The organism is Pseudomonas vranovensis, assembly GCF_040438935.1.
GTDB classification, from domain to species: domain Bacteria; phylum Pseudomonadota; class Gammaproteobacteria; order Pseudomonadales; family Pseudomonadaceae; genus Aquipseudomonas; species Aquipseudomonas vranovensis.
Genome location: NZ_CP159259.1, coordinates 5,458,582 through 5,484,138, shown reverse-complemented (window position 1 = coordinate 5,484,138; position 25,557 = coordinate 5,458,582). Strand labels below are relative to the sequence as shown.

Genomic DNA, 25,557 nt, shown 5'->3' with positions numbered 1-25,557 from the left:
GTAACTTACTCAGCCTTCAGCGTGATACGCGCGAAAGCTTTCTTGCCCGCCTGACAAACATGGGTAGCGCCCAACGCGAACACGAAACCGCGATCAACCACTTCGCCATCAACGCGAACGCTGCCCGCCGCGAGCAAATCGCGAGCCGCCGCCGAGTTCTTCACCAGGCCCGCTTTATTAAGGACAGCAGAGATTGGCATCTCTTCGCTTGCCAGCACTTCAACCTCCGGCAGAACTTCCGGCAGCTCGCCTTCCTTCATGCGGTTGCCCGCAGCACGGTGAGCATTGGCCGCCGCCTCTTCACCATGGAAGCGCGCAACGATCTCTTCAGCCAGCTTGATTTTGATGTCACGGGGGTTCGCACCCGCCGCCACATCAGCACGCAACGCATCGATCTCTTCCATCGAGCGGAAGCTGAGCAGCTCGAAGTAGCGCCACATCAACGTGTCCGGGATCGACACCAGCTTGCTGTACATCACCCCCGGCGCTTCCTGGATGCCTACATAGTTACCCAGCGACTTGGACATCTTCTTGACGCCATCAAGCCCCTCGAGCAGCGGCATGGTCACGATGTTCTGCGCTTCCTGACCGTAGGCACGCTGAAGCTCGCGCCCCATCAGTAAATTGAACTTCTGGTCGGTACCGCCCAGCTCGACATCACACTTGAGCGCGACAGAGTCGTACCCCTGCACCAGCGGGTAGAGGAATTCATGAATGGCGATCGGCTGATTGGTAGTGTAGCGCTTGTCGAAATCATCGCGCTCGAGCATACGCGCCACCGTGTACTGCGACGCCAGGCGAATGAAGTCAGCCGGGGTCAGTTTGTCCATCCAGGTGGAGTTGAAGGCAACCTCGGTCTTGGCCGGGTCGAGAATCTTGAACACCTGCTGCTTATAAGTCTCGGCGTTATCCAACACCTGCTCGCGGGTCAGCGGCGGACGCGTGGCGCTCTTGCCGCTCGGGTCACCGATCATGCCGGTGAAATCGCCGATCAGGAATATGACCTGATGCCCCAGATCCTGGAACTGGCGCAGCTTGTTAATAAGGACGGTGTGCCCCAAGTGCAGATCGGGCGCGGTCGGGTCGAAACCCGCCTTGATCCGCAGCGGCTGCCCACGCTTGAGCTTCTCGACCAATTCGGACTCTACCAGTACCTCTTCCGCACCACGCTTGATCAGCGCTAGCTGCTCTTCAACCGACTTCATAACAGACCCGCAAGGCTCAGATTCAAAGGGCCCCAACCATACAAGATCAGCCATCAATTACAAGTTTTTGCCCCGGATGTGACCCCGAAGCCGACTGATGACGTCTGCGCGCTTGCGCCGAAGGGGATTTGGTTATATTTTATACAGTTATTTCATCTTCATCATGTCATTCATCTTTTCCAATTCATCTATTTCAAAGTCAATTCATCTATGACCAACGAACCGCCTAAAGCGCCCCCGCTTTATCCGAAGAGCCATCTGTTGGCGGCCAGCGGCATCGCCGCCTTGCTCAGCCTGGCCTTGCTGGTGTTCCCCTCCAGCGAAGTAGAAGCCAAGAAGACCACCCTTGACCTGGAATTGGAGAGCCCTGCCGAGCAACTCAAGCAGGAGCCGGAAGCACCGCTGACCCAAAGCGCCAGCGCTGGTGAGACCTCCCCATTCGCCCAGATCGAAGATGGCGCTACGCCTGCGCAAGAGACTGCCAAGGTCGAGCCTGCACCTGCGCCAACTGCCGCACCGGAAGCTGCCCCTGCCAAGGACCCGAGCCACCGCGAAGTCACAGTCAGCCGCGGCGACACCCTGTCGACCCTGTTCGCCAAAGTAGGCCTGCCCTCCTCCGCGGTGCATGAAGTACTGGCGAGCAACAAGCAAGCCAAGCAGTTCAGCCAGCTCAAAAGCGGCCAGGTACTGGAGATCGAGCTGGACAAGGGCGGTCAACTGGCCAGCCTGCACAGCAAGGTCAGCAACCTTGAAACCATTCGCCTGACCAGGAGCGCAAACGGTTACGCTTTCAATCGCGAGATCAGCAAGCCGGTTGTACGCTCAGCCTACGCACACGGCGTGATCAAGAGCTCATTATCGGCCTCCGGCCAGCGCGCCGGGCTGTCCCATAGCCTGACCATGGACATGGCGCGGATCTTTGGCTACGACATCGACTTTGCCCAAGACATCCGCCAAGGTGATGAGTTTGACGTCATCTACGAGCAGAAGGTCATGGATGGCAAGGTTGTCGGCACAGGCAATATCCTCTCTGCCCGCTTCACCAACCGCGGCAAGACCTTCACTGCCGTTCGCTATACCAACAAGCAGGGCAACACCAACTACTACACCGCTGACGGCAACAGCATGCGCAAGGCCTTCATCCGTACCCCGGTTGATTTCGCCCGCATCAGCTCGCGCTTTTCGGCGGGCCGCAAGCACCCGATCCTCAACAAGATCCGCGCCCACAAAGGCGTCGACTACGCAGCGCCGCGCGGCACGCCAATCAAGGCCGCCGGCGATGGCAAGGTGCTGCTGGCCGGACGTCGCGGCGGCTACGGCAATACCGTGATCATCCAGCACGGCAACCGCTACCAGACCCTGTACGGGCACATGCAGGGCTTCGCCAAAGGCGTGAAGACCGGCGGCACCGTGAAACAGGGCCAGGTGATCGGCTACATCGGCACCACCGGCCTGTCGACCGGCCCGCACCTGCACTATGAGTTCCAGGTCAATGGCGTCCACGTCGATCCCCTGGGCCAGAAGCTGCCGATGGCCGACCCCATCGCCAAGGCTGAGCGCCAGCGCTTCCTGCAGCAGAGCCAGCCCCTGGTTGCACGCATGAACCAGGAAAAGGCCACCATGCTCGCGTCCAACAAGCGCTAAGCGATGGATCTTTATCTGGGAGTGATGTCCGGGACCAGCCTTGATGGCCTGGACATCGCATTGATCGAGCAAGAGCAGCATACCCGGCTGCTCGCCACCCATTACATCCCCATGCCCGCCAGCCTGCGCCAGGACCTTTTGGCCCTGTGCGCCAGCGGTGCCGACGAAATTGCCCGCGCCGCCCTTGCCGAAAATCAATGGGTACGCCTTGCAGCCCAAGGCATCCAGCACTTGCTGACCGCGCAAAACCTCAAGCCTGCAGATGTGCGCGCCATTGGCAGCCACGGCCAGACCATCCGCCATGAGCCCGCGCGTGGGTTTACCGTACAGATCGGCAACCCGGCGCTACTTGCCGAACTCAGCGGTATCTGTGTGGTGGGGGACTTTCGTCGCCGCGACGTGGCAGCCGGAGGCCAAGGCGCACCGCTGGTCCCGGCCTTCCATGAGGCCTTGTTCGAGCATCAGGGGCAGCGCCTGGCGGTGCTGAACGTCGGTGGGTTCAGTAATCTCAGCCTGATAGAGCAGGACAAGCCGGTCAGTGGTTTCGACTGCGGCCCTGGCAACGTACTGCTGGACGCCTGGATTAATGAGCAACAAGGCCATAGCTACGACGCCGACGGCGCTTGGGCCGCCAGTGGCAACGTCAATCCCGGCTTGCTCGCCGCACTGCTCAGTGATCCATTCTTCGCCGGCACCGGCCCCAAGAGCACCGGACGTGAAGTGTTCAACCTGCCGTGGCTCACGCGGCATCTGGCAACACTACCAACCATCGCCGCAGTGGACGTCCAGGCAACGCTGCTCGAGCTCACCGCTCACAGTATCGTCAACTCCCTGCAGGCCGCCCAGCAGGAAACCCAGGCACTACTGGTGTGCGGTGGCGGTGCCCACAACAGCGCACTGATGCGCCGCCTTGCCGCGCTCCTGCCTGCCGCTCAGGTCGACAGTACCGCTGCCCATGGTGTTGACCCTGACTGGGTCGAGGCGATGGCCTTCGCCTGGCTAGCCCACTGCTGCCTGCAAGGCATTCCGGCCAATCGTCCCAGCGTCACCGCTGCCAGTGGCTTGCGGGTGCTTGGCGCCATCTACCCGGCCTGACCCTACCCGTACAACGCAAAACGCCGCGCGAATGCGCGGCGTTTTGCGTTGTACCCTACCCTGCGATCAAATCGAGAACGATGAGCCGCAACCACACGTGGTGCTGGCATTCGGATTCTTGATGACGAAACGCGAGCCTTCCAGGCCTTCCTGGTAATCCACTTCGGCTCCTGCCAGGTATTGGAAGCTCATCGGATCGACCACCAGAGCCACGCCTTCGCGTTCGACAATGGTGTCGTCTTCGGCAACATCTTCATCGAAAGTGAAACCGTACTGAAAACCCGAGCAACCGCCACCCGTCACGAACACTCGCAACTTCAGGCGATCGTTGCCTTCTTCATCGACCAGGGTCTTCACCTTGTGCGCTGCACCCTCTGTGAACTGCAAAGCCACTGGGGTGAAGGATTCGACGCTCATGCTGACTATCTCCCGGCGCTATGCCGCCATAATGCGTGATGACGCGCATTATCCGCTTCTCCGAGAAAAGCGGTCAACAATACATAAGCTGCATGGGGTTAGCTGCAAGCTATAAGCAGATAGCTGATCGGCTGGCTTGCAGCGTGTTCTTGTGGCTTAAGGCAGCAGGCCGGCATGGGAAAGGCCCATGCGCTCGTCCAGGCCGAAGAGGATGTTGAGGTTCTGCACAGCCTGGCCAGAGGCGCCTTTGACGAGGTTGTCGATTACCGACAACACCACTACCAGGTCGCCACCCTGTGGCCGGTGCACGGCAATGCGACATACGTTGGCGCCACGCACGCTACGGGTTTCCGGGTGGCTGCCGGCCGGCATTACGTCGACGAACGGCTCATCGGCGTAGCGTTTCTCGAACAATGCCTGCAGGTCGACCGAGGCGTCGGCGACCGTTGCGTACAGAGTGGAGTGGATACCACGGATCATCGGCGTCAGGTGCGGAACGAAGGTCAGGCCGACGTCGCCCCCGGCAGCCCGGCGCAAACCCTGGGTGATTTCCGGCAGGTGGCGGTGGCCTTTGACCGCATAGGCTTTCATGCTTTCGCCGGCTTCGCAGAACAGCGAGCCGACCGAGGCGCCACGGCCGGCACCGCTGACACCCGACTTGCAGTCGGCGATCAGGCGCGAAGCATCGGCAATACCAGCCTCCAGCAGCGGCAGGAAACCCAGTTGGGTGGCTGTCGGGTAGCAACCCGGAACGGCAATCAGGCGCGCCTGGCGAATTTGCTCGCGGTTGACCTCAGGCAAGCCATAGACCGCATCCTTGAGCAGTTCCGGCGCGCCATGGGGCTGGCCGTACCATTTGGCCCACTCATCAGCATCCTGCAGGCGGAAGTCGGCGGACAGGTCGATGACCTTGGTGCCCGCAGCCAGCAGCTCACCGGCCAGTGCATGGGCAACGCCATGGGGCGTGGCAAAGAAGACCACGTCGCACGCAGCCAGGGTTTTCACGTCCGGTACGCTGAACGCCAGGCCGTCGTAGTGGCCGCGCAGGTTCGGGTACATGTCAGCGACCGCCAGGCCGGCTTCGGAGCGCGAGGTGATGACAGCCACCTCAGCCTGTGGATGCTGTGCCAACAGACGCAGCAGTTCGACCCCGGTGTAACCCGTGCCGCCGACGATACCGACCTTGACCATAACGCGTGCCCCTTATCAACGAACCGACTGGAAAGCCCACGATAATAAGGGCCGTGGCACTGCCCTCACAACTGTTGAGATGGCCCGCCAGGTGCCTAGCCTCTACTATCTGACGACCGTGAACCCTGAAGGAACTCAACCTCATGCTTTTTCTCTGGATCAAAGCCCTGCACATCGTCAGCGTGGTCTGCTGGTTTGCCGGACTGTTCTACCTGCCACGGCTATTCGTCTATCACGCCCAGAGCCAGGACAGCATTAGTCAGGAGCGCTTCATTACCATGGAGCGCAAGCTGTACCGCGGGATCATGGGCCCGGCAATGATTGCCACCTTCATTTTTGGTATCTGGCTGCTGAGCCTGACCCCGGGCTTCCTGAGCCAGGGCTGGATGCACGCCAAACTCACCCTGATTGTCCTGCTCACCGGTTACCACCACATGTGCGGTGCTCAGCTCAAGCGCTTCGCCCGCGGTGAAAACACCCGCAGTCACGTCTACTATCGCTGGTTCAACGAAGTGCCGGTGCTGATCCTGCTCGGCATCGTCATTCTGGTGGTGGTCAAACCGTTCTGATCCCTTATCACTCAGCCTCGGGAAACCTGTCATGTCATTGCCTGCCCTGCTCGAACAACGCTTGCGCCTGCCAGTGGTTGCGGCGCCAATGTTTCTGATCTCCAACCCGCAATTGGTGCTGGCCTGCTGTGCCAACGGTGTGGTCGGTAGTTTCCCGGCGCTGAACCAGCGTGATAGCGCCGGTTTCAAGACCTGGCTCGAGGAGATCGAGTCAGGCCTTGAATCCCTGGACAAGCCTGCCCCGTACGCGGTCAACCTGATCGTCCATCAGAGCAACCCGCGCCTGCAGGCGGACCTCGCTATCTGTGTAGAACACAAGGTACCGATCGTGATCACCAGCCTGGGCGCGGTGAAAGAGCTGGTCGATGCCGTGCATAGTTATGGCGGGCTGGTGTTTCACGACGTCACTACGCGCCGGCACGCGGAGAAAGCCGCCGAGGCAGGCGTCGATGGCCTGATCGCCGTGGCTGCCGGCGCTGGTGGCCATGCCGGCACCTGGAGCCCGTTCGCACTGATTGCCGAGATCCGCCAGTTCTTCGACAAGACCCTGCTGCTGGCCGGCTGCCTGAACCGGGGCCACGAGATACTGGCAGCGCAACTGCTCGGCGCAGACCTCGCCTACCTCGGTACGCGTTTTATCGCCACTCACGAAAGCCGCGCCCCGGATGCGTATAAAGAAATGATGCTGGGTGCCAAGGCAGCCGATATCATCCACACCGCTGCGGTTTCCGGAGTACCTGCCAGCTTCATGCGCCAGAGCCTGGAAAACGCCGGCTTCGACATGGCAGCCCTGTGCGCCAATGTCGAAACCAAGCTCAAACCCATTGATGACGAAGCCAAAGCCTGGAAAACCGTCTGGTCTGCCGGGCAAGGTGTCGGTGCCATCGACGCGCTGTGCTCCACCGAGCAATTGATCGCCCGCCTGGACGCCGAATACCGCCAGGCCCAAGCCTCTGCCGCATCCCTGAGCCAGCGCTGGCCCGGCTGACTCCTGTAAACTCTGCGCCCTGCCCCTAGCCCACTGGAGAACTGCATGACCCGTTACGCCATGATCACCGGTGCCTCCAGCGGACTGGGCCTGGCACTGGCCGAAGCACTGGCACGCCGGGGGCGCAATCTGATTCTGGTGGCACGTCAACGCGACCTGCTCGAGAGCATTGCCATCGAGCTGACCCAGCGCTTTGGGGTCGAGGTGCTGTTTCGCGCTTGCGACCTGGGTGAACCCTTGCGCCTTTCCGGCTTTTTGCTGGAACTGGAAGAAGGCGAGCGGCAGATCGACTTGCTGGTCAACTGCGCCGGTATCCGCACCTATGGCCCGTTCCTGGCCCAGGAGTGGGGGGATGAGCAAGACCTTATCGAGGTCAATATTCTGGCCCTGACACGTCTGTGCCATGCACTGGGCAATGCCATGGCGGTCCAAGGAGGCGGCCAGATTCTCAACGTTGCCTCGCTGGCCGCCTTCGCCCCCGGCCCCTGGATGACCAGCTATGCGGCCAGCAAGGCCTATGTGCTGAGCTTTTCCGAGGGCTTGCGCGAGGAGCTCAAGCGTACTGGCATCAAGGTGTCTGTCCTGTGCCCGGGCCCGGTTCACTCGCCGCTGCGCCGCATTCCCCGCCTGGAGAAAGGCCAGCGCTGCCTGAGCCCGGAGGAAGTGGCGCTGTACACCGTGCGCGCATTGGAGAAAAACCGCGCCCTGATCATTCCAGGCCGGCGCAACCGCTGGCTGGCCTGCAGCCCACGCCTGCTCTCACGCTGGGTGGCACGCAAGTTGGCCGGGGCGATCAACCGGGCCTATTGCCCACGTTGACCCGCCAAGGGCTGGGCGCCGACTCACAGCCTGAGTACACTCAGACCCGACCCCCATCATGGAGCAACCGTAGTGGAAACTCTGTTTACCAAGATCATCAACCGGGAGATCCCGGCCAAGATCATCTACGAGGACGACCAGGTTCTGGCCTTCCACGATATCGCCCCACAGGCGCCGGTGCATTTTCTGGTTATCCCGAAAAAGCCCATCCGTACGCTCAACGACCTGACTGAAGAAGACAAAGGCCTGGCCGGACACATCCTGTTCACCGCCCAGCGCCTGGCCAAGGAACTGGGCTGTGAAGACGGTTTCCGCGTGGTCATGAACTGCAATGAACTGGGTGGCCAGACCGTCTACCACATTCATATGCACGTGCTGGGTCAGCGCCAGATGCACTGGCCACCGGGCTGATCCAGGGCAAGCCCGATCAACCTGATTGCGGTAAACTGTCGGGCACATTCTTGCGGAGGTGCCCGATGGCTACCGAACGTCACTATTCGCCGCTCGACCGCTTGTTGCTGCAGGCCGATACCGCCATGCGCACCTTGCTTCCCTTCAGCGGCCAACCTTCCCGCCCCTCGCCGGCCATCATCCAGCCGGACGTCGACCTGGACGATACCCAAACCCGCCACGTGGCCGGGCTCATGCGTATCAACCACACCGGTGAAGTCTGCGCCCAGGCGTTGTACCAGGGCCAGGCCCTGACCGCCAAGCTGCCGCAGGTACGCAAGGCCATGGAACATGCCGCCGAAGAAGAAATCGACCACCTGGCCTGGTGCGAACAGCGCATCCGCCAGCTGGGAAGTCATCCAAGCGTGCTCAATCCGCTGTTCTACGGCATGTCGTTCGGCATTGGCGCGTTGGCAGGCCTGGTCAGCGACAAAGTCAGCCTGGGGTTCGTCGCCGCTACCGAGCATCAGGTGTGCAAGCACTTGGACGAACATCTGGAGCAGATCCCGGCCGAGGATGAAAAATCCCGGGCTATCCTTGAACAGATGCGCGTTGACGAACAACAACACGCCGAGTCGGCCCTGGAGGCTGGCGGATTCCGTTTCCCAGCTCCCGTGCGCTTTGGGATGAGCCTGATGGCCAAGGTCATGACCAAGAGCACCTACCGTATCTAGGACACGCCATGACGGAACGCTTCGATGCCAAGGACCTGGCCCGCGCTGTAAGCGCAGGCGTTCTGAACCCCGGCCAGGACCAGGCCCTGCTCGAGTTTCTCAAGCGCCAGCCAGCGACTCGCGCCAGTTTCCAGCTGGCCCATGTGGCCTTCTACTTTGGCGCCCTGCTGATCATGGGCGCCCTGGGCTGGCTGCTCAGTGAAGCCTGGATGCGCATAGGCGACAGCGCCCTGCTGATCATCGCCCTTCTCTATATTGGCGGCCTGACCCTGGCCGGGCTTCTGCTGCAGCGACGTGGCCAGGTGATTCCTGCTGGCGTGCTCGCCGCTGTTGCAGTGAGCATCGTGCCGCTGGCCGTGTTTGCCGTGGAGCGGCTCACCGGCTTCTGGCCGCTGGACGACAGCCAGAGCAACTACCACAACTATTACACCTATGTGCAGGGCGGCTGGTTGTTGATGGAAGCCGCTACGGTTGCTGCTGGTTTGCTGATGCTGCGTCTGATTCCGTTCCCCTTTATCGTGATGCCGATTGCCGGAGCGCTGTGGTTCATGTCCATGGACCTGAGCGAGTGGGTCTACGGCGATGCCTTCAACTGGGATCAACGCCTGACCGTCTCACTGTGGTTCGGCCTGGCATTGCTGCTGGTCTTCCTGGTAATCGACGGCCGCACCCGCCAGGACTATGCCTTCTGGGGCTATATGGCAGGCTTGTTGGCGTTCTGGCTGGGACTGAGCTTGATGGAGAGCGACAGCGAGTTGAACAAGGCGCTTTACTGCCTGATCAATCTCGGCCTGATGGGCTTGGCAGTGTTGTTAAGGAGACCCATGTTCATGGTCTTCGGAGCGATGGGGGTGGCCGCTTACCTGGGCTACCTGTCTTATGAGGTATTTGCCGAGTCGCTGCTGTTCCCGGTGGTGCTGACCTTGATCGGCCTGGGCGTCATAGGGCTGGGAATGCAGTACCAGATACATCGCGAGGGATTGAGTGCGCGCTTGCGCGCGTGCGTACCCAGTGGCTTGCTGAAGCTTTTGCCGGGGCTGCGCCGTTAACCAGATCGCGGGGCAAGCCCGCTCCTACTGGTAGGAGCGGGCTTGCCCCGCGATGCTTTCCACTCACCCCAACTCAACAATCTCGTAGCTATGGGTGATTTCCACCCCTGCCCGACCGAGCATGATCGAAGCCGAGCAGTATTTCTCCGCAGACAACTCAACCGCACGCTTGACCTGAGCATCCTTCAGGCCACGACCTTTGACCACGAAGTTCAGGTGGATTTTGGTGAATACCTTCGGATCCTCGCTGGCACGCTCGGCCTCGAGGAAGGCTTCGCAGCTTTCCACTGCCTGGCGGGACTTCTTCAGGATGCTGACCACATCGAAGTTGCTGCAACCACCCAGGCCCAGCAAGAGCATTTCCATGGGCCGCACGCCCAGGTTGCGACCACCTGCGTCGGGTGGACCGTCCATGACCACGACATGGCCACTACCCGATTCGCCCAGAAACATGGCTTCGCCTGCCCACTGGATACGTGCCTTCATCATCCGGACTCCCTTGCTAGAAAAAAGGCTGCCAGCTTAGACCCAGAAGGGCTGGTGGAAAAGCTCAAGCGCACGATGAATTCTGCCGATACACCAATAAGTGTCTGATAAGCTGACGCCAAATCACTGGCACCTTTGGCCAGACTACCTATAAAAGTGTTCACGCGTTGCCTCTTACCGGGATTCAGCCATGGTTGCATCAGCCCTTTCGGCCAAGATCAAGAACATCGACAAGCTGCTCGCCCACTGCCAGCGGCGCCGCTACGCGGCCAAAAGCAACATCATCTGCGCCGGCGACAAAGCCGAGACGCTGTCCTTTATCGTCAAGGGCTCAGTGACCATCCTGATCGAAGACGATGACGGCCACGAAATGATCATCGCCTACCTCAACAGCGGCGATTTTTTTGGCGAGCTGGGCCTGTTTGAACAATCTGGGCAGGAGCAACAGCGCAGTGCCTGGGTACGGGCCAAGAGCGAATGTGAGGTGGCGGAAATCAGCTACGAAAAATTTCGCGAACTGGCGCGCCAGGACCCGGAGATTCTCTATGCCCTGGGCAGCCAGATGGCCCAGCGCCTGCGCAATACCACACGCAAGGTCGGTGACCTGGCCTTCTTCGATGTCACCGGACGCGTCGCGCGTTGCTTGCTGGAACTGTGCAAGCAACCCGATGCCATGACCCACCCCGATGGCATGCAGATCAAGATCACCCGCCAGGAGATCGGTCGAATCGTGGGCTGTTCAAGGGAGATGGTCGGCCGCGTGCTCAAGGATCTTGAAGAACGCAGCCTGGTCCACGTCAAGGGCAAGACCATGGTGGTCTATGGCACCCGCTAGTCCCGGGCGATGCCTTTGATCACCTCGGCGTAAGCCTGGCCGAGGCGTTCGAGCAACGGCGCCTCGGGAACCACTTCGTGCAAGGCAATGTGGCTGTCGGCCTGGCAGCGCTGCTCCAGTTCGCAACACTCATTGAAGCGGTTGACCGCCGCCACCATCGACTCGCGTTGGTTATCGAGCAACAAGGCACCGTGAACCAACACCACGGGACGCTTGCCACCCAGCCCCTGGCGCCAACGCTGGGCTGTCCCCACCAACTTGCGGCCGTTGAGGTTGACGTTGTAGCGACCGTCGCAGAACGCGCCCTCGATTTCGCCCACCGAAGCCAGCCCGCCCCACTCGCGCAATACCTCGCACAATGGCAAACACAGACGTTCGTACGCATTCTCGATACGACCGTGATCGCCTTCGCTACGCGGCGCTACATACACCAGGGCAATATTGATCACCGCGGGCGACTGCGGTACCGGCTCGCCGCCGGTTTCACGCAGCAGTACCGGCCAGCCGGCAATCGCCAGTTCTGCGCAGGCCGCTTCGAATCCTTCCAGACGACTCATGCGCCGCGGCATGACCAAGGCATGGTCGGTGGGGCGCCAGAACAACACGCCGTTGTCTTTTTCCCCCTTGCACACCGCCGCCAGCAATTCCTGCTCGGCATGCAGGCCGGCCTCGACAGTCACATCCATTAGTTGATCAGTCATTGCGATAACCTTGTAGGTACAAAAAAGCCGGCAATGCCGGCTTCAACGTTGAATCAGTCCAGTCCTTGCACCGGATTCTGCACCGCCCGCTCGGGGAAGAACAGACGCTGCAGTTCCAGGCCCGGGTGTTCGGCACGCATGAAGGCCTCACCCACCAGGAACGAATACACCTCGTTGATTTCCATCAGCTCGACATCGGCACGATTGAGAATGCCGCTCTCGGTGATGGCCAGGCGATCACGGGGAATGCGTGGCAACAAGTCGAGGGTGGTCTCAAGGCTGACATCGAAGGTGTGCAGGTTACGGTTGTTGACGCCTACCAGCGGGGTATCGAGGGTGCGCAATGCGCGTTCCAGTTCGTCGCCGTCGTGCACTTCGACCAGCACATCAAGACCTACGCTTTTTGCCGTGGCCGCAAGTTCTGCCATTTTCACATCGTCCAGCGCCGCAACGATCAACAGCACACAATCTGCACCCAGGGCGCGGGCCTCGACGATCTGGTAGGGGTCGATCATGAAGTCCTTGCGGATCACCGGCAGCGTACAGGCCGAGCGGGCCTGCTGCAGGTAGATGTCGGCGCCCTGGAAATAATCGACATCGGTCAGAACCGACAGGCAGGTTGCCCCACCCTTTTCGTAGCTGTCGGCGATTTCGGCGGGGACGAAGTGTTCGCGGATCACGCCCTTGCTCGGGGAGGCTTTCTTGATTTCGGCAATCACCGCCGGCTGCTTGCGCTTGGCCTGCTCGATCAGTGCCTTGGCAAAGCCACGTGGCGCATCGGCACCAGCGGCCAGGCGCTCCAGTTCGGCCAAGCTGACCCGGGCGCTGCGCTCGGCAACTTCCTGAACCTTGCGCGCCAGGATATTTTCCAGAACCGTTGGCACACTCATCCTTCATTCTCCTGCTTGAATACGGCGGTGAACGCGCCCAGTTCTTCGAGTTTTTCCCGGGCAAGGCCGGTGTGCAGGGCATCGTGTGCAAGCTCGACACCTTGCTTGAGAGTCATCGCATGATCTGCGGCATACAGCGCTGCACCGGCGTTGAGCACAATCATCTCGGCCGCTTTCTGGCCGTTTTCGGTCATGCGCCGGCCCAGGGCATCGCGGATCAGCTCAAGGGACTTGGCTGGGCTTTCCACCGCCAGGCCGTGCAGGCTCTGGCTCTTCATGCCGAGGTCTTCTGGCTCGACCCAGTATTCGGTGATCTGGTCATTCTTGAGTTCGGCGACAAAGGTAGGCGCAGCCAGGCTGAACTCGTCCAGACCATCCTTGGAGTGCACCACCAGCACATGCTTGCTGCCCAGGCGCTGCAGCACTTCGGCCAATGGGCGGCACAGGGCCTGGGTGAATACGCCGACCACCTGGTGCTTCACACCGGCCGGATTCGTAAGCGGGCCAAGCATGTTGAACAGGGTACGCAGCCCCAGGTCACGGCGTGGGCCAGCGGCGTATTTCATCGCTTTGTGGTGGGTCTGGGCGAACATGAAGCCAATGCCGACGCTGTCGATGCAACGCGCCACCTGCACAGGGGTCAGGTTCAGGTAGATGCCGGCCGCTTCCAGCAGGTCGGCGCTACCGCTCTTGCCCGAGACCGCACGGTTGCCGTGCTTGGCCACGGTGCAGCCAGCGGCGGCAACGACGAAGGCAGAAGCAGTGGACACGTTGAAGATGTTGGCACCGTCACCACCGGTGCCGACCACATCGACCACTTGATCGAGGGTGTCGAGTTCGACTTTGTCGGCCAGCTCGCGCATCACCGAAACCGCACCGACGATCTCGTCGATGCTTTCGCTCTTCATGCGCATGCCCATCATGAACGCACCAATCTGCGCTTCACTGCATTGGCCGGTCATGATCTCGCGCATCACGTCGCGCATTTCTTCGGTGCTCAGGTCCAGGTGGCCGACGATGCGGTTGAGCGCACTCTTGATATCCATGATCAATCCTTAACGGCGGCCGCCGGTCTGCTTGAGGAAATTGGCGAACAGCTCGTGGCCCTGCTCGGTGAGGATCGACTCGGGGTGGAACTGCACCCCCTCGATGTTCAGTTCTTTATGGCGAAGGCCCATGATTTCATCCACCGAACCGTCTTCAAGTGCGGTCCAGGCGGTCAGCTCCAGGCACTCGGGCAGGGTTTCGCGCTTGACCACCAACGAATGGTAGCGGGTCACGGTCAGCGGGTTGTTCAGGCCGGCAAACACGCCCAGGTCCTTATGGAAAACCGGGCTGGTCTTGCCGTGCATCACTTGGCGGGCACGCACCACATCGCCGCCAAAGGCCTGGCCGATGGACTGGTGGCCCAGGCACACGCCAAGAATCGGCAGTTTGCCGGCGAAGTGCAGGATGGCCTCGATGGAAACACCCGCTTCGGTCGGCGTGCAAGGGCCGGGAGAAACCACAATGCGCTCGGGGTTCAGGGCTTCGATCTGGGCGATGGTCAGCTCGTCGTTGCGAATGACCTTGACCTCTGCACCCAACTCGCCGAGGTACTGCACGACGTTGTAGGTGAAGGAGTCGTAGTTGTCGATCATCAGTAGCATCTGGGTTCAACCTCTAGAATCAATTTCGCCGGGTGGACAGGCGTGGTTTCGATCAGCTGCGTGGCGTTTGTTCAGCCAACGCTACCGCCCGGAACATCGCCCGGCGCTTGTTGATGGTTTCTTCCCACTCCAGTGCAGGTACCGAGTCGGCGACGATACCCCCACCGGCCTGTACGTGCAGCTCGCCATCCTTGATGACCGCAGTACGGATTGCGATGGCGGTGTCCATATTGCCGTTCCAGGCAAAATAGCCGACGGCGCCACCATAGACTCCGCGCTTGACCGGCTCCAACTCGTCGATGATCTCCATGGCGCGAATCTTCGGCGCCCCGGACAAGGTCCCAGCCGGCAGGATGGCGCGCAGCGCATCCATCGCGCTCAGGCCTTCCTTCAATTCACCGGTGACGTTGGAAACGATGTGCATGACATTGGAGTAGCGCTCGATCACCATCTTCTCAGTGACTTTGACGGTACCCGTCGCCGACACGCGACCGGCATCGTTGCGCCCCAGGTCGATCAGCATCAGGTGCTCGGCGATTTCCTTGTCGTCCGACAGCAGGTCTTCTTCCAGTGCCCGGTCAGCTTCTTCCGTGGCACCACGTGGACGGGTACCTGCAATTGGGCGAACGGTGACCAGATTGTCTTCGACCCGTACCAGCACCTCAGGCGAGCTGCCGACCACATGGAAGTCGCCGAAGTTGAAGAAGTACATGTACGGCGTCGGGTTGAAGCAGCGCAGCGCCCGGTACAGATCGATGGGCGCGGCCTTGAAGTCGATCGACATACGCTGGGACGGCACCACCTGCATGCAGTCACCGGCGAGGATGTACTCCTTGATGGTATCGACCGCACGCTCGTAGTCGCTCTGGGTAAAGCTTGAGCGGAACGTCGGCTCCGGTGCAGGCGGGCCACCCAGTTCCAGGCCGCGACGCGGGGTGATCGGTTGGCGCAGTTGCTCAAGCAGGCCTTCCAGCCGTGCCAGACCGTTTTCGTAGGCGCTTTCCTGAGCCGGGTCGACGAGCACGATGGCGTGCATCTTGCCCGCCAGGTTGTCGAACACCACCACCGCATCCGAGACCATCAGTAGGATATCCGGTACGCCCAGCGGGTCCGGGTTCGGGCACTTGCCCAGGCGCCGCTCCACATAACGCACGCAGTCATAACCGAAGTAGCCGACCAGACCACCGTTGAAACGCGGCAGACCGGCAATGGTCGGCACTTTGTAGCGTTCCTTGAAGCTTTCGACGAACGCCAGCGGATCTTCGACTTCGTGCTGTTCGATCTGCACACCGTCGTGGGTGATCCGCACCTGGTGATCATGTACGCGCATGACCGTGCGGCATGGCAGGCCAATGATCGAGTAACGCCCCCACTTTTCGCCGCCCTGCACCGATTCGAGCAGGTAGGAGTTGGGTTGATCAGCCAGTTTCAGGTAGATCGACAGCGGCGTGTCGAAGTCGGCCAGGGTCTCGCAGGCCAGGGGAATGCGGTTGTAGCCTTCAGCGGCCAGGCGCAGGAATTCTTCGCGGGTCATGATAGCCTCGTGGCAAGCAGCAATAGGGTCGAACAGGCAAACGGGCCGGCAACGGCCGGCAGATAAAAGTCAGGCGCGCCAACGCCAACGGGCCAAGGCCTTGATGACTTTCATCCAGAGTTTGCCGGTAACCGCCACGATGGAATCTCGATCTGAGGGGGATTTAACGTCAGCCAACGTTATCCCAGTGGCCGGATCTAAGCAACCAGGCAACAGCGCACGCAGGTCATCAATGACCAGGCACGGTGTTTCTTCACTGATGGGGCGACCGTGGTTGTAGCCATAGGTCAGGCCCACGCACTTGACGCCAGCTGCCTTGGCCGCCAGCACATCACTGCGCGAGTCGCCGACGAACAGCGCCTGCTCGGCCGGTACACCCGCCATCTTCATCACGAACAACAGGGCGGCCGGATCGGGCTTTTTCTGTGGCAGGGTATCGCCACCGATGATCCAGCGAAAATATCGACCAATCTTCATCTGGTCGAGCAAGGGGCCGACAAAGCGCTCTGGCTTATTGGTAATCAGGGCCATTTCGACACCCTGCTTGTGCAGCCACTTGAGGGTATCGCGCACACCGGGGTAGACCACGGTCAGCTCATGGCTGCTGGCGTAAGCCTGCATGAACAGCTCCAGGGCCTTTTCTGCCTCGTCGTCATCGACATCGGCGTGGTCCAGGCCGCCCGCCAGCGCCCGGCGCACCAATACCGGGGCACCATTGCCGACCCAGTGGCGAACCGCCTCAAGGCCTGCGGGCTTGCGACCCAATTCGAGCAGCATGTGATCCACCGCCGCGGCCAGGTCTGGTACCGAATCGATCAGGGTACCGTCCAGATCGAACATCACCAGCCTGGGCAGAGCGCCGGGGAACAGCTGCTCGAAGCCACTCATGCGCGGGCCAGGGCCAGTTCGGCATGCATCTTGGCGATGACTTCCTTGTAGTCCGGCGTATTGAAGATCGCCGAGCCAGCCACAAAGGTATCGGCGCCAGCAGCGGCGATTTCGCGAATGTTGTTCACGTTCACGCCACCGTCGATTTCCAGGCGGATATCACGACCACTGGCGTCGATCAGCGCACGCGCTTCACGCAGCTTGTCGAGGGTTCCGGGGATGAACTTCTGGCCACCAAAGCCTGGGTTGACGCTCATCAACAGGATCATGTCGACCTTGTCCATCACGTACTTGAGGGTGTCGAGTGGGGTTGCCGGGTTGAACACCAGGCCCGCTTTGCAACCACCGTCGCGAATCAACTGTAGCGAACGATCGATGTGCAGGCTGGCTTCCGGATGGAAGGTAATGTAGCTGGCGCCCGCTTCGATGAAGTCGCCGATGATACGGTCGACCGGGCTGACCATCAGGTGCACGTCGATCGGCGCGGTGATGCCGTACTTGCGCAGCGCGGTGCACACCATCGGGCCAATGGTCAGGTTGGGTACGTAGTGGTTGTCCATCACGTCGAAGTGGACGATGTCGGCACCAGCGGCCAGGACGTTGTCGACTTCCTCGCCCAGGCGAGCGAAATCGGCAGAGAGAATGGAGGGGGCAATAGCGTAGGGCTGCATGGCGCACCTGTAGGGCAGAATCACGGTGGCGCGCATTGTACCTCAGTGAATCGGTCTGGCGCTGACCGGTATCAAATCCGGCGACGGGATCGTGGGGCAAGCCCGCTCCTACACCAGGAACGGGCTTGCCCCACGAACATCAACCTGGCTGCTGGGTGCGCAATTTCTCACTACGCCCGCGCAACCATTCCAGGGTCAGCAACAGCACCACCGAGAACGCGATCAGCAATGTCGCTGCCGCCGCAATGGTCGGGCTGAGGTTCTCGCGGATGCCGCTGAACATCTGCCGTGGCAAGGTGGCCTGCTCAGGGCCCGCCAGAAACAGGGTCACTACCACTTCGTCGAACGAGGTAGCAAAGGCGAACAAGGCACCTGAAATCACCCCGGGCGCAATCAGCGGCAACGTCACCCGACGGAAGGTCGTCAGTGGCGAGGCGCCAAGGCTTGCCGCCGCCCGCACCAGGTTGTGGTTGAAGCCCTGCAGGGTTGCCGACACAGTGATGATGACGAACGGCACGCCCAGCACTGCATGGACCAGGATCAGCGAAATGAAGCTGTTACCCAGGCCCAGGGGTGCAAAGAACAGGTAACTGGCCACACCGATGATCACCACCGGCACCACCATGGGCGAAATTACCAGTGCCATGATCAGCGACTTGCCGGGGAAGTCGCCACGAGTCAGGCCGATCGAAGCCAGGGTGCCGAAGATCATCGCCAGCACCGTTGCCGCTGGGGCAACGATGATGCTGTTCTTCAGGGCCCGCATCCACTCGGCCGAGGCGAAGAAGTCCTGGTACCACTGCAGCGAGAAACCCTGCAGCGGGTAGACCAGGAAGCTGCCCGAGTTGAACGACAGCGGAATGATCACCAGCACCGGCAACACCAGGAACAACAGAATCAGCCCGCAAAGGATGCGCAAGCTGTAGAACCAGACCCGCTCGACGGGCGACATGTAGGGGCTCAGCATGACAACGCTCCTCAGCTCAGACGCAGGCGGCTGGCGCCGACCAGCCAGCTATAGATCAAGTACAACAGCACGGTCGCCAGCAACAGCAAGCCGCCCAACGCGGTCGCCATGCCCCAGTTGATGCTGGTGTTGGTGTAGAACGCCACGAAGTAGCTGACCATCTGATCATTCGGGCTGCCCAGCAGTGCCGGAGTGATGTAGTAGCCGATGGCCAGGATGAATACCAGCAGACAACCTGCGCCCACACCGGCGTAGGTCTGCGGGAAGTACACCCGCCAGAAACTGGCGAATGGATGGCAGCCCAGGGAAATGGCTGCACGCATGTAGGTCGGCGAAATGCCCTTCATCACGCTGTAGATCGGCAGGATCATGAACGGCAGCAGGATGTGAACCATGGAGATGTACACACCGGTGCGGTTGAAAACCAGCTCCAGCGGTTTGTCGATGATCCCCACCGCCATCAGCGCACTGTTGATCAATCCGCCCGATTGCAGCAGCACGATCCAGGCAGCGACCCGCACCAGGATCGACGTCCAGAACGGCAGCAGCACCAGAATCATCAGCAGATTGCTCTGGCGGGTCGGCAGATTGGCCAGCAGGTAGGCCAACGGATAAGCCAGCACCAGGCAGATCGCGGTGATGACAAAACCCATCCACAAGGTGCGGGTGAAGATGTCCAGGTAGATCGCCTGGTCCGGGGTGGCCTTGGCCACCTCGCCCAGGTCATCGATACGATGGTCCAGGGCTGCCAGCAGGTAGAACGGGGTGACGCTACTGGTGTTACGGCGAATCGCCTGCCAGTACGCCGGATCGCCCCAGCGCTCATCCAGTTCCTGCAACGCTTCTTTATATGAAGCCGGCTCGGTCTTGAACGGCAGGGCTCGGGCAGTCTTGGCCAACAGGCTGCGGTAGCCTGCCAGTTCCATGTTCAAACGCTTGGACGTGTCGCCCAGGGTCTGGTTCTTGCGCGCCTGGCCCAGGTCTTCACTCAGTGCCTTGTACACCGACTCACCTGGCAGGCCCTTGCCATCCCAAGCGGCCACGGCGGTCACGGTCTGCGGCAGGCCGGTCACGACCTCCGGGTTACCGACGCTCTTGTACAACAGCGCGGCAATGGGCACGAGGAAAACCAGCAGCAGGAACAGCGCCAACGGCGCGATCAAGGCCTGGGCTTTCCAGCGGTTGACCCGCTCTGCTCGCGCAAGACGCTGCTTGAGGTTGGAACCGGCGCCTTCTTTGAGGGGCACTGCGATGGCCATAGCGAACTCCGAAATCTTGAGAACAGGAAGCGTCGGCTATGCGCCGACGCTCCATCAGCCGACCTTACTTGGCAGCCCAGGCGTTGAAGCGTTGTTCCAGCTGTTCGCTGTTGTCAGCCCAGAAAGCGACGTCGATCTGCACCTGGTTGGCAATGTTTTCCGGGGTGGTCGGCATGTCCTTCTTGACCTCGGCCGAGAGCAGGTTCACCGCGGTGGCGTTGGCCGGTCCGTAAGCAATGTTTTCCGAGTAGATCTTCTGCTGCTCAGGCTTGACCGAGAAGGCGATGAACTTCTTGGCCTCTTCGGCATTCTTCGCACCTTTTGGAATGGCCCAGGCATCGAAGTCGTAGATGCCACCGTTCCAGACCACCTTCAGGTTGCTTTCTTTCTGCACCGCAGCGATCCGACCGTTGTAGGCCGAGCTCATGACCACGTCACCCGAAGCCAGGTACTGCGGCGGCTGGGCGCCGGCTTCCCACCACTGGATGCTCGGCTTGAGTTCATCGAGCTTCTTGAAGGCGCGGTCCTGGCCTTCCTTGGTGCCCAGCACCTTGTACACATCCTTGGGCGCTACGCCGTCGGCCATCAGGGCGAATTCGAGGGTGTATTTGGCACCCTTGCGCAGGCCCCGCTTGCCCGGGAACTGCTTGGTGTCCCAGAAGTCAGCCCAACTGGTCGGCGCGGTTTTCAGTTTGTCGGCGTTGTAGGCCATGACCGTGGACCAGACGAAGAAGCCAACACCGCAAGGCTGGATAGCACCCGGAACATAATCAGCTTCGTTGCCGAACAGCGCAGGATCGAGCTCCTCGAACATACCTTCATCACAACCACGGGCCAGCTCTGGCGACTCGACCTCGACCAGGTTCCACGACACGCTCTTGGTGTCGACCATCGCCTTGACCTTGGCCATTTCACCGTTGTACTCGCCGGCGACGATCTTGCCGTTACCTGCCTTTTCCCATGGCTCGTAAAACGCTTTGACCTGGGCGGCCTTGTTGGCACCACCGAAGGAAATCACGGTGAGGTCGGCGGCCATGGCCTGGGCCGCTGCAAACATACCCACTGTCAGGGCGGTCAACTTCAAGTGTTTGAGCATTGTTATTCTCTCCACAGTGCAGGGTTGGTGAAGCAAACCTTCAATTGGCTTCCAGGATCGGATCGAGCGCGCGGGCGTGCTGAACCTCCCAGCCAAGCGGTACCACATCGCCCACGGCCAGGGCCGGGTCGAGTTCGGCAATCGGCTGCTTCACGAAGAAATCGGCCTTGCCGCAGACTTCCAGGCGAACCCGTACGTGGTCGCCCAGATAGATGAATTCGGCTACGCGGCCAGAGAAGCGGTTGACGCAGCTTTCACTGTGGCCGTTGAGGCGCACGCGCTCGGGACGGATCGACAAGGTCACCGGGTCGCCGGTCTGGCCAACATTCACCGCCAGCGCCTCGACTTTCTCGCCGCGCGCCAGTTGCACCTGGCAGCGCTCACCGTCCTGGCTGATCAGGCGACCATTGATCCGGTTGTTTTCACCAATGAAGTTGGCGACGAATGTGTTTTTCGGCTCTTCGTACAGGGTGCGCGGGTCGGCGATCTGCTGGATTTCGCCCTGATGGAACACCGCCACCCGATCGGACATGGTCAGCGCTTCGCCCTGGTCATGGGTCACATACACCACGGTGACGCCAAGGCGCTGGTGAAGGTGTTTGATTTCCATCTGCATGTGTTCACGCAGCTGTTTGTCGAGGGCACCCAGCGGTTCGTCCATCAGCACCAACTGCGGCTCGAACACCAATGCCCGGGCCAGGGCCACCCGCTGCTGCTGGCCGCCGGACAGCTGGCCGGGGTAGCGCTTGGCGAAGGCATCGAGCTGGACCATGTTCAGCACGCGCTTTACGCGCTCGCTGATGTCGGTCTTGCTCAGGTTGCGTACGCTCAAGGGGAAGGCCAGGTTCTCGGCCACGGTCATGTGCGGAAACAGCGCATAGTTCTGGAACACCATGCCGATGTCGCGCTTGTGGGGTGGCACGTTGTTGATGGAGCGGCCCGCCAACTGGATCTCGCCGGCAGTCGGCGTCTCGAAGCCGGCCAGCATCATCAGGCTGGTGGTCTTGCCGGAGCCGGAGGGGCCGAGCAAGGTCAGGAACTCGCCTTTGCGAATATCCAGATTGAGGTCTTTGACGATCAGCGATTCGCCGTCGTAGCTCTTCTGCACACCACGGAAGCTGACCAGCACTTCGCTGGCTGCAGCGCTCGAATTCACCTCACTCATACCCGTACCTTCTTGTTGGATGACTGCGTGTTTACAGCCTAGTGAAGGTGAAAGCCGACGCAAATCGGGGGTGGAGAGAGATTGATATCAGCCGCGTGGAAGGGTTGGGGTAGGGATTGCCCTACAGGACTGTCGTTTTTGGATATGCGGATGCCAATCGCGGGGCAAGCCCGCTCCTACGGTTAGGAGCGGGCTTGCCCCGCGATTGATGTCGCAATCAGAACACTCAGAGCAGCTTGTGCTCCATGGCGTACTTCACCAGCTCCGCCAACGAGTTCACATTGAGCTTCTGCATCAGTCGCGCCTTGTGGGTACTGATGGTCTTGTTGCTCAGCGCCAACTGCTGGGCAATGTCGTTGACGTTGGCGCCCTGGGCCAGGCGCTCGAACACCGAGAACTCGCGCTCCGAAAGCAGCGAATGCAGTGGCCGCGCATCGGTCAGACCGACTTCAAAGACCATCCGGTCGGCAAGCTCGGGGTCGATATATCGGCCACCGCCAGCCACCCGCCGAATGGCGGTCAGCAACAAGGCCGGATCGCTGTCCTTGGTCGCATAACCCGCTGCGCCGACCTTCAGGGCCCGCGCCGCCATCTGCGCCTCGTCATGCATCGACAACACCAGGATTGCCGGCGGATTGCTCAACGCGCGAATCCGTGGGATGGCCTCCAGGCCATTGACGCCGGGCATGGAGATATCCAGCAGGACCACCTCGCATTCGGTATGGCGCAGGGTGTCCAGCAGTTGCTCGCCGTTGCCCGCCTCCCCCGCTACCTGCATGTCCTTGGCCAGGCCAATCAACTGCTTGATGCCTTCACGGACGATGGTGTGGTCTTCGGCCACCAGAACTCGAATCACGTTGCCGCTCCTATTTCAGGGGAATACCCACGCTCAGACTGGTGCCCTCGCCCGGCTCGCTCTCCAGGGTCATTTGCCCGCCGAGCATCAACACCCGCTCACGCATCCCGACCAGCCCGAATGAGGTCGGTCGGTTCTCGTCCAGCGCAAAGCCGATGCCATCATCAATAACCGTCAGGCGCAATGTCCGGCCATCCAGGCTCAGGCTGATCTGCACAGTATGCGCCTGGGCGTGGCGCATGACGTTAGTCAGTGCCTCCTGCAGGATGCGGAACAGGCCAATGGCCTTGGCATCGCTCAAGGGCGGTAGATTCTCCGGCACTTGTACCAGGCAGGGAATCTGTGTGCGCGCCTCGAATCGCCGCGCCTGCCACTCGATCGCCGAGGCGATGCCGGCATCCAGAATCGGCGGACGCAAGGCCGTAGCGACATCGCGCACCAGTTGGAACAACTGGGCAATCAGGCGCTTCATGCTGGCCAGACGCTCGTTCAGGCCGGGATCCAGATCAGCGTAGGCAAGCTCGCACATGGACGTCTCCAGTTTGAGCACAGTGAGCATCTGTCCCAGTTCATCATGCACTTCCCGGGCAATGCGGGCCTTTTCCTCTTCCCGCACGCTTTCCAGGTGCGCCGACAGTTCGCGCAATTGTTCCTGGGAACGCTCCAGCGCAAGCTCTGCGCGCTTGCTCTGAGTGATGTCCCAGACCACTCCGTCCCAGACCACGCGGCCATTGCCCAGCATACGGGTACTGGCCTTGATATCGGCCCAGCGTTGTTCGCCTTCGCGGGTCAGGATCCGTCCCTGCCAGGACCAGTCCTGGTCGGTGGCCAGGGCCAGGTCCTGGACCTTGTGGTAGTCCGCGCGGTCATCGGGGTGCACCAGGTTGCGCAGCCCCATGTCCGGGCGCTGCAATGCCGCTGGCGAATAGCCGACCAACGCCTCGCTGCCCTCGCTGATATAGGGAAACTCCAGCTCGCCTTCCGCCGGGTTGCGCTCAAGCCGGAATACCAGACCGGGTACGTTACCGGCGATCCCCTTGAGCCGGGCCTCGCTCTCGCGCAGGGCTGCCAGGGCACGGCGGCGTTCAGTGACGTCAGTGAGAAATACCACCAGGTACTCGGCATCGCGAAAGCGCAGGAAACTCAGTGACACATCCACCGGCAGCAGGCTGCCATCGGCGCGCAGGCACTGGGTTTCAAAATGCTGGGCGCCATCGTTGCTGGCCCGGGCACGCTTCCACAGTTCCAACCAGCGATCCATGTGCAAGTTGGGCTCAAAGTCGATCAGCGGCCGATCGACCACCGCCCCCTCGGCATACCCCAGCATGCTCTCGGCAGCCCGGTTGGCATAACGCACATGGCTGTCCCAGTTGACCCAGAGAATGCCCACCGTGCTCTGGTCGATGGAGAACTGGCTCAGGCGCAGCGCTTCCTCCCGTGCCTGGCGCTGGTTGATGGTTTCCCGTGCCACCAGCAAGCTGTGCTCAAGTTGATGCAACTGCCGCCGCTGCCAGACCACGATGGCCATGCTGCTGAACAACAAGGCGGCGAGCAGCAGTCCCAGGTTTTGCCAGAAGCCCGGAGATTCGCTCAAGCGTGGGTACTTGGGCTCCAGCCAACGCTGATGGAGTTGCTCCAGGTCCTTGGCCGGGATGGCCTGCAGGCCCCGCTCGATAATGTCCGCCAACTGCGGCCAGTCACGCCGCGAAGCAACACGCAGCAACTGGGGCAAGCCGATATCGCCAACCACTGCCAGGTCGCTGAATTCACTCTCGCGGGACAACCGGCTCAGTTGTGCTTCATCCACCACGGCATAGCGGGCCTGCTCGCTGAGCACCAGTTGCAGCGCCTGGCGCTCCTGGGGAACGCCCTGCAAGTTGAGGTTCGAGTAGGTTGCGCGCAAATAGTCGGCCACCGCACTGGGCATGCGCACCGCCACCCGTTCGTTGCTGGTGATTTTCTCCAGGTCTACCGCCACCGCACCGGTACGGGGCCCGACGATCAATTGCGGCACGCGCATGTAGGGGTCACTGAACAACCACAGACGCAGCCCCGCGGGCGTCTGGGTCAAACCTGGGGCCAAGTCGACCTCACCCGCGACCAGCGCCCGCTCCAGCGAGGCCTGGTCCGGGAAGTTACGCCAGGTCAGGTCCAGTCCCAATGAGCGCCCCAACCAGTTCATCAGCTCGACGTTGACACCGTAGAGCTGCTGCAGGCGTCGGTCGAATTGTGCAAAGGGCGCCTGCAGCACCAGTCCCACCCTCAGGCTGCGGTGCTGCTCAAGCCATTGCTGCTGCGCCGGCTCCAGGGTAACGGTGTTCGGCAACGCCGCAGGTACCGCCAGCGCCATCAAGGGCAAGCAGATACAGCCGATAACCAACAGGCAGCGCAATGACTTCATCTACACGCTCTTCATAGGATGGATGGCCACCGAGCATGGCCGTCCCGGAAAAATACTA

General features: G+C 61.1%; 26 protein-coding genes. 9 read left to right on the top strand and 17 right to left on the bottom strand.

Annotated features, from left to right (window positions below; translation table 11 throughout):
* Positions 1-5: 5 nt before the first annotated feature.
* Positions 6-1,205: a tyrosine--tRNA ligase gene (tyrS, locus tag ABVN19_RS25305; protein WP_028942118.1), complete on the bottom strand. Its 1,200-nt coding sequence runs from the start codon at positions 1,203-1,205 to the stop codon at positions 6-8.
* Positions 1,206-1,415: 210 nt separating this feature from the next.
* On the opposite strand from tyrS, the gene ABVN19_RS25300 reads away from it, so the two are divergent.
* Positions 1,416-2,849, top strand: coding sequence for a peptidoglycan DD-metalloendopeptidase family protein (locus ABVN19_RS25300; RefSeq protein WP_105641474.1), 1,434 nt, complete (start codon positions 1,416-1,418; stop codon positions 2,847-2,849).
* 3 nt (positions 2,850-2,852) lie between these two features.
* Complete coding sequence (locus ABVN19_RS25295) at positions 2,853-3,944, top strand: anhydro-N-acetylmuramic acid kinase (RefSeq protein ID WP_105641473.1); 1,092 nt, start codon at positions 2,853-2,855, stop codon at positions 3,942-3,944.
* Positions 3,945-4,010: 66 nt separating this feature from the next.
* Here ABVN19_RS25295 and erpA read toward each other — a convergent pair whose 3' ends face one another.
* Positions 4,011-4,361 carry an iron-sulfur cluster insertion protein ErpA gene (gene erpA, locus ABVN19_RS25290; protein ID WP_028942121.1) on the bottom strand — a complete coding sequence of 117 codons (351 nt, stop codon included), beginning with the start codon at positions 4,359-4,361 and terminating at the stop codon, positions 4,011-4,013.
* A 156-nt stretch (positions 4,362-4,517) separates the two neighbouring features.
* Positions 4,518-5,552 (bottom strand): N-acetyl-gamma-glutamyl-phosphate reductase, encoded by a 1,035-nt coding sequence (gene argC, locus ABVN19_RS25285; RefSeq protein WP_105641472.1) that lies wholly within the window; start codon positions 5,550-5,552, stop codon positions 4,518-4,520.
* A 143-nt stretch (positions 5,553-5,695) separates the two neighbouring features.
* Between argC and hemJ the strand changes: the two genes are divergently transcribed.
* From hemJ to ABVN19_RS25255, 6 genes are all read left to right on the top strand, one after another.
* A complete protein-coding gene (gene hemJ / locus ABVN19_RS25280) occupies positions 5,696-6,121 on the top strand; it encodes a protoporphyrinogen oxidase HemJ (RefSeq protein WP_028942123.1) in 426 nt (141 codons plus the stop codon).
* Positions 6,122-6,152: 31 nt separating this feature from the next.
* Entirely contained in the window at positions 6,153-7,109 is a 957-nt protein-coding gene (locus tag ABVN19_RS25275; RefSeq protein ID WP_105641471.1) for a nitronate monooxygenase family protein, read from the top strand.
* A 45-nt stretch (positions 7,110-7,154) separates the two neighbouring features.
* Positions 7,155-7,928, top strand: a complete 774-nt coding sequence (locus ABVN19_RS25270; protein WP_028942125.1) for an SDR family oxidoreductase — start codon at positions 7,155-7,157, stop codon at positions 7,926-7,928.
* A gap of 72 nt (positions 7,929-8,000) precedes the next feature.
* Positions 8,001-8,339: a histidine triad nucleotide-binding protein gene (locus tag ABVN19_RS25265; RefSeq protein WP_028942126.1), complete on the top strand. Its 339-nt coding sequence runs from the start codon at positions 8,001-8,003 to the stop codon at positions 8,337-8,339.
* 65 nt (positions 8,340-8,404) lie between these two features.
* The gene (coq7, locus tag ABVN19_RS25260) at positions 8,405-9,052 is read left to right on the top strand and encodes a 2-polyprenyl-3-methyl-6-methoxy-1,4-benzoquinone monooxygenase (protein ID WP_028942127.1); all 648 of its coding nucleotides are present in this window, start codon (positions 8,405-8,407) and stop codon (positions 9,050-9,052) included.
* Between the two features lie 8 nt (positions 9,053-9,060).
* A complete protein-coding gene (locus ABVN19_RS25255) occupies positions 9,061-10,101 on the top strand; it encodes a hypothetical protein (RefSeq protein WP_028942128.1) in 1,041 nt (346 codons plus the stop codon).
* Positions 10,102-10,164: 63 nt separating this feature from the next.
* Here ABVN19_RS25255 and ABVN19_RS25250 read toward each other — a convergent pair whose 3' ends face one another.
* Positions 10,165-10,587, bottom strand: a complete 423-nt coding sequence (locus ABVN19_RS25250; protein WP_028942129.1) for an OsmC family protein — start codon at positions 10,585-10,587, stop codon at positions 10,165-10,167.
* A gap of 190 nt (positions 10,588-10,777) precedes the next feature.
* Between ABVN19_RS25250 and crp the strand changes: the two genes are divergently transcribed.
* The gene (gene crp, locus ABVN19_RS25245; RefSeq protein ID WP_028942130.1) at positions 10,778-11,422 is read left to right on the top strand and encodes a cAMP-activated global transcriptional regulator CRP; all 645 of its coding nucleotides are present in this window, start codon (positions 10,778-10,780) and stop codon (positions 11,420-11,422) included.
* Here the strand turns inward: crp and ABVN19_RS25240 are convergent.
* From ABVN19_RS25240 to ABVN19_RS25180, 13 genes are all read right to left on the bottom strand, one after another.
* Positions 11,419-12,123 carry a lipoate--protein ligase family protein gene (locus ABVN19_RS25240; RefSeq protein WP_105641470.1) on the bottom strand — a complete coding sequence of 235 codons (705 nt, stop codon included), beginning with the start codon at positions 12,121-12,123 and terminating at the stop codon, positions 11,419-11,421. The genes crp and ABVN19_RS25240 overlap by 4 nt on opposite strands.
* 53 nt (positions 12,124-12,176) lie before the next feature.
* Positions 12,177-13,013 (bottom strand): indole-3-glycerol phosphate synthase TrpC, encoded by an 837-nt coding sequence (gene trpC, locus ABVN19_RS25235; RefSeq protein WP_028942132.1) that lies wholly within the window; start codon positions 13,011-13,013, stop codon positions 12,177-12,179.
* Positions 13,010-14,059: an anthranilate phosphoribosyltransferase gene (gene trpD / locus ABVN19_RS25230; protein WP_028942133.1), complete on the bottom strand. Its 1,050-nt coding sequence runs from the start codon at positions 14,057-14,059 to the stop codon at positions 13,010-13,012. The genes trpC and trpD overlap by 4 nt, the downstream gene beginning before the upstream one ends.
* 9 nt (positions 14,060-14,068) lie before the next feature.
* The gene (locus ABVN19_RS25225) at positions 14,069-14,662 is read right to left on the bottom strand and encodes an aminodeoxychorismate/anthranilate synthase component II (protein ID WP_028942134.1); all 594 of its coding nucleotides are present in this window, start codon (positions 14,660-14,662) and stop codon (positions 14,069-14,071) included.
* A 52-nt stretch (positions 14,663-14,714) separates the two neighbouring features.
* On the bottom strand, positions 14,715-16,196 hold the full coding sequence (gene trpE, locus ABVN19_RS25220) for an anthranilate synthase component I (protein ID WP_105641469.1): 1,482 nt from the start codon (positions 16,194-16,196) through the stop codon (positions 14,715-14,717).
* 69 nt (positions 16,197-16,265) lie between these two features.
* Positions 16,266-17,084, bottom strand: a complete 819-nt coding sequence (locus tag ABVN19_RS25215; RefSeq protein WP_105641468.1) for a phosphoglycolate phosphatase — start codon at positions 17,082-17,084, stop codon at positions 16,266-16,268.
* A complete protein-coding gene (gene rpe, locus ABVN19_RS25210; RefSeq protein ID WP_028942137.1) occupies positions 17,081-17,755 on the bottom strand; it encodes a ribulose-phosphate 3-epimerase in 675 nt (224 codons plus the stop codon). The genes ABVN19_RS25215 and rpe overlap by 4 nt, the downstream gene beginning before the upstream one ends.
* A gap of 139 nt (positions 17,756-17,894) precedes the next feature.
* The gene (locus ABVN19_RS25205) at positions 17,895-18,722 is read right to left on the bottom strand and encodes an ABC transporter permease (protein WP_028942138.1); all 828 of its coding nucleotides are present in this window, start codon (positions 18,720-18,722) and stop codon (positions 17,895-17,897) included.
* Positions 18,723-18,733: 11 nt separating this feature from the next.
* Complete coding sequence (locus ABVN19_RS25200; protein ID WP_028942139.1) at positions 18,734-19,981, bottom strand: ABC transporter permease; 1,248 nt, start codon at positions 19,979-19,981, stop codon at positions 18,734-18,736.
* A gap of 64 nt (positions 19,982-20,045) precedes the next feature.
* Complete coding sequence (locus ABVN19_RS25195) at positions 20,046-21,077, bottom strand: ABC transporter substrate-binding protein (RefSeq protein ID WP_028942140.1); 1,032 nt, start codon at positions 21,075-21,077, stop codon at positions 20,046-20,048.
* A 40-nt stretch (positions 21,078-21,117) separates the two neighbouring features.
* On the bottom strand, positions 21,118-22,242 hold the full coding sequence (locus ABVN19_RS25190; protein ID WP_028942141.1) for an ABC transporter ATP-binding protein: 1,125 nt from the start codon (positions 22,240-22,242) through the stop codon (positions 21,118-21,120).
* A gap of 226 nt (positions 22,243-22,468) precedes the next feature.
* Positions 22,469-23,098, bottom strand: coding sequence for a response regulator transcription factor (locus ABVN19_RS25185; protein WP_028942142.1), 630 nt, complete (start codon positions 23,096-23,098; stop codon positions 22,469-22,471).
* Positions 23,099-23,108: 10 nt separating this feature from the next.
* Positions 23,109-25,499 (bottom strand): sensor histidine kinase, encoded by a 2,391-nt coding sequence (locus ABVN19_RS25180; RefSeq protein ID WP_105641467.1) that lies wholly within the window; start codon positions 25,497-25,499, stop codon positions 23,109-23,111.
* Positions 25,500-25,557 lie beyond the last annotated feature (58 nt).

Coding starts and splice junctions, on each gene's coding strand:
- tyrS (WP_028942118.1), bottom strand. CDS start 1,205: ATGAAGTCGGTTGAAGAGCAGCTAGCGCTGATCAAGCGTGGTGCGGAA.
- ABVN19_RS25300 (WP_105641474.1), top strand. CDS start 1,416: ATGACCAACGAACCGCCTAAAGCGCCCCCGCTTTATCCGAAGAGCCAT.
- ABVN19_RS25295 (WP_105641473.1), top strand. CDS start 2,853: ATGGATCTTTATCTGGGAGTGATGTCCGGGACCAGCCTTGATGGCCTG.
- erpA (WP_028942121.1), bottom strand. CDS start 4,361: ATGAGCGTCGAATCCTTCACCCCAGTGGCTTTGCAGTTCACAGAGGGT.
- argC (WP_105641472.1), bottom strand. CDS start 5,552: ATGGTCAAGGTCGGTATCGTCGGCGGCACGGGTTACACCGGGGTCGAA.
- hemJ (WP_028942123.1), top strand. CDS start 5,696: ATGCTTTTTCTCTGGATCAAAGCCCTGCACATCGTCAGCGTGGTCTGC.
- ABVN19_RS25275 (WP_105641471.1), top strand. CDS start 6,153: ATGTCATTGCCTGCCCTGCTCGAACAACGCTTGCGCCTGCCAGTGGTT.
- ABVN19_RS25270 (WP_028942125.1), top strand. CDS start 7,155: ATGACCCGTTACGCCATGATCACCGGTGCCTCCAGCGGACTGGGCCTG.
- coq7 (WP_028942127.1), top strand. CDS start 8,405: ATGGCTACCGAACGTCACTATTCGCCGCTCGACCGCTTGTTGCTGCAG.
- ABVN19_RS25255 (WP_028942128.1), top strand. CDS start 9,061: ATGACGGAACGCTTCGATGCCAAGGACCTGGCCCGCGCTGTAAGCGCA.
- ABVN19_RS25250 (WP_028942129.1), bottom strand. CDS start 10,587: ATGAAGGCACGTATCCAGTGGGCAGGCGAAGCCATGTTTCTGGGCGAA.
- crp (WP_028942130.1), top strand. CDS start 10,778: ATGGTTGCATCAGCCCTTTCGGCCAAGATCAAGAACATCGACAAGCTG.
- ABVN19_RS25240 (WP_105641470.1), bottom strand. CDS start 12,123: ATGACTGATCAACTAATGGATGTGACTGTCGAGGCCGGCCTGCATGCC.
- trpC (WP_028942132.1), bottom strand. CDS start 13,013: ATGAGTGTGCCAACGGTTCTGGAAAATATCCTGGCGCGCAAGGTTCAG.
- trpD (WP_028942133.1), bottom strand. CDS start 14,059: ATGGATATCAAGAGTGCGCTCAACCGCATCGTCGGCCACCTGGACCTG.
- ABVN19_RS25225 (WP_028942134.1), bottom strand. CDS start 14,662: ATGCTACTGATGATCGACAACTACGACTCCTTCACCTACAACGTCGTG.
- trpE (WP_105641469.1), bottom strand. CDS start 16,196: ATGACCCGCGAAGAATTCCTGCGCCTGGCCGCTGAAGGCTACAACCGC.
- ABVN19_RS25215 (WP_105641468.1), bottom strand. CDS start 17,084: ATGAGTGGCTTCGAGCAGCTGTTCCCCGGCGCTCTGCCCAGGCTGGTG.
- rpe (WP_028942137.1), bottom strand. CDS start 17,755: ATGCAGCCCTACGCTATTGCCCCCTCCATTCTCTCTGCCGATTTCGCT.
- ABVN19_RS25205 (WP_028942138.1), bottom strand. CDS start 18,722: ATGCTGAGCCCCTACATGTCGCCCGTCGAGCGGGTCTGGTTCTACAGC.
- ABVN19_RS25200 (WP_028942139.1), bottom strand. CDS start 19,981: ATGGCCATCGCAGTGCCCCTCAAAGAAGGCGCCGGTTCCAACCTCAAG.
- ABVN19_RS25195 (WP_028942140.1), bottom strand. CDS start 21,077: ATGCTCAAACACTTGAAGTTGACCGCCCTGACAGTGGGTATGTTTGCA.
- ABVN19_RS25190 (WP_028942141.1), bottom strand. CDS start 22,242: ATGAGTGAGGTGAATTCGAGCGCTGCAGCCAGCGAAGTGCTGGTCAGC.
- ABVN19_RS25180 (WP_105641467.1), bottom strand. CDS start 25,499: ATGAAGTCATTGCGCTGCCTGTTGGTTATCGGCTGTATCTGCTTGCCC.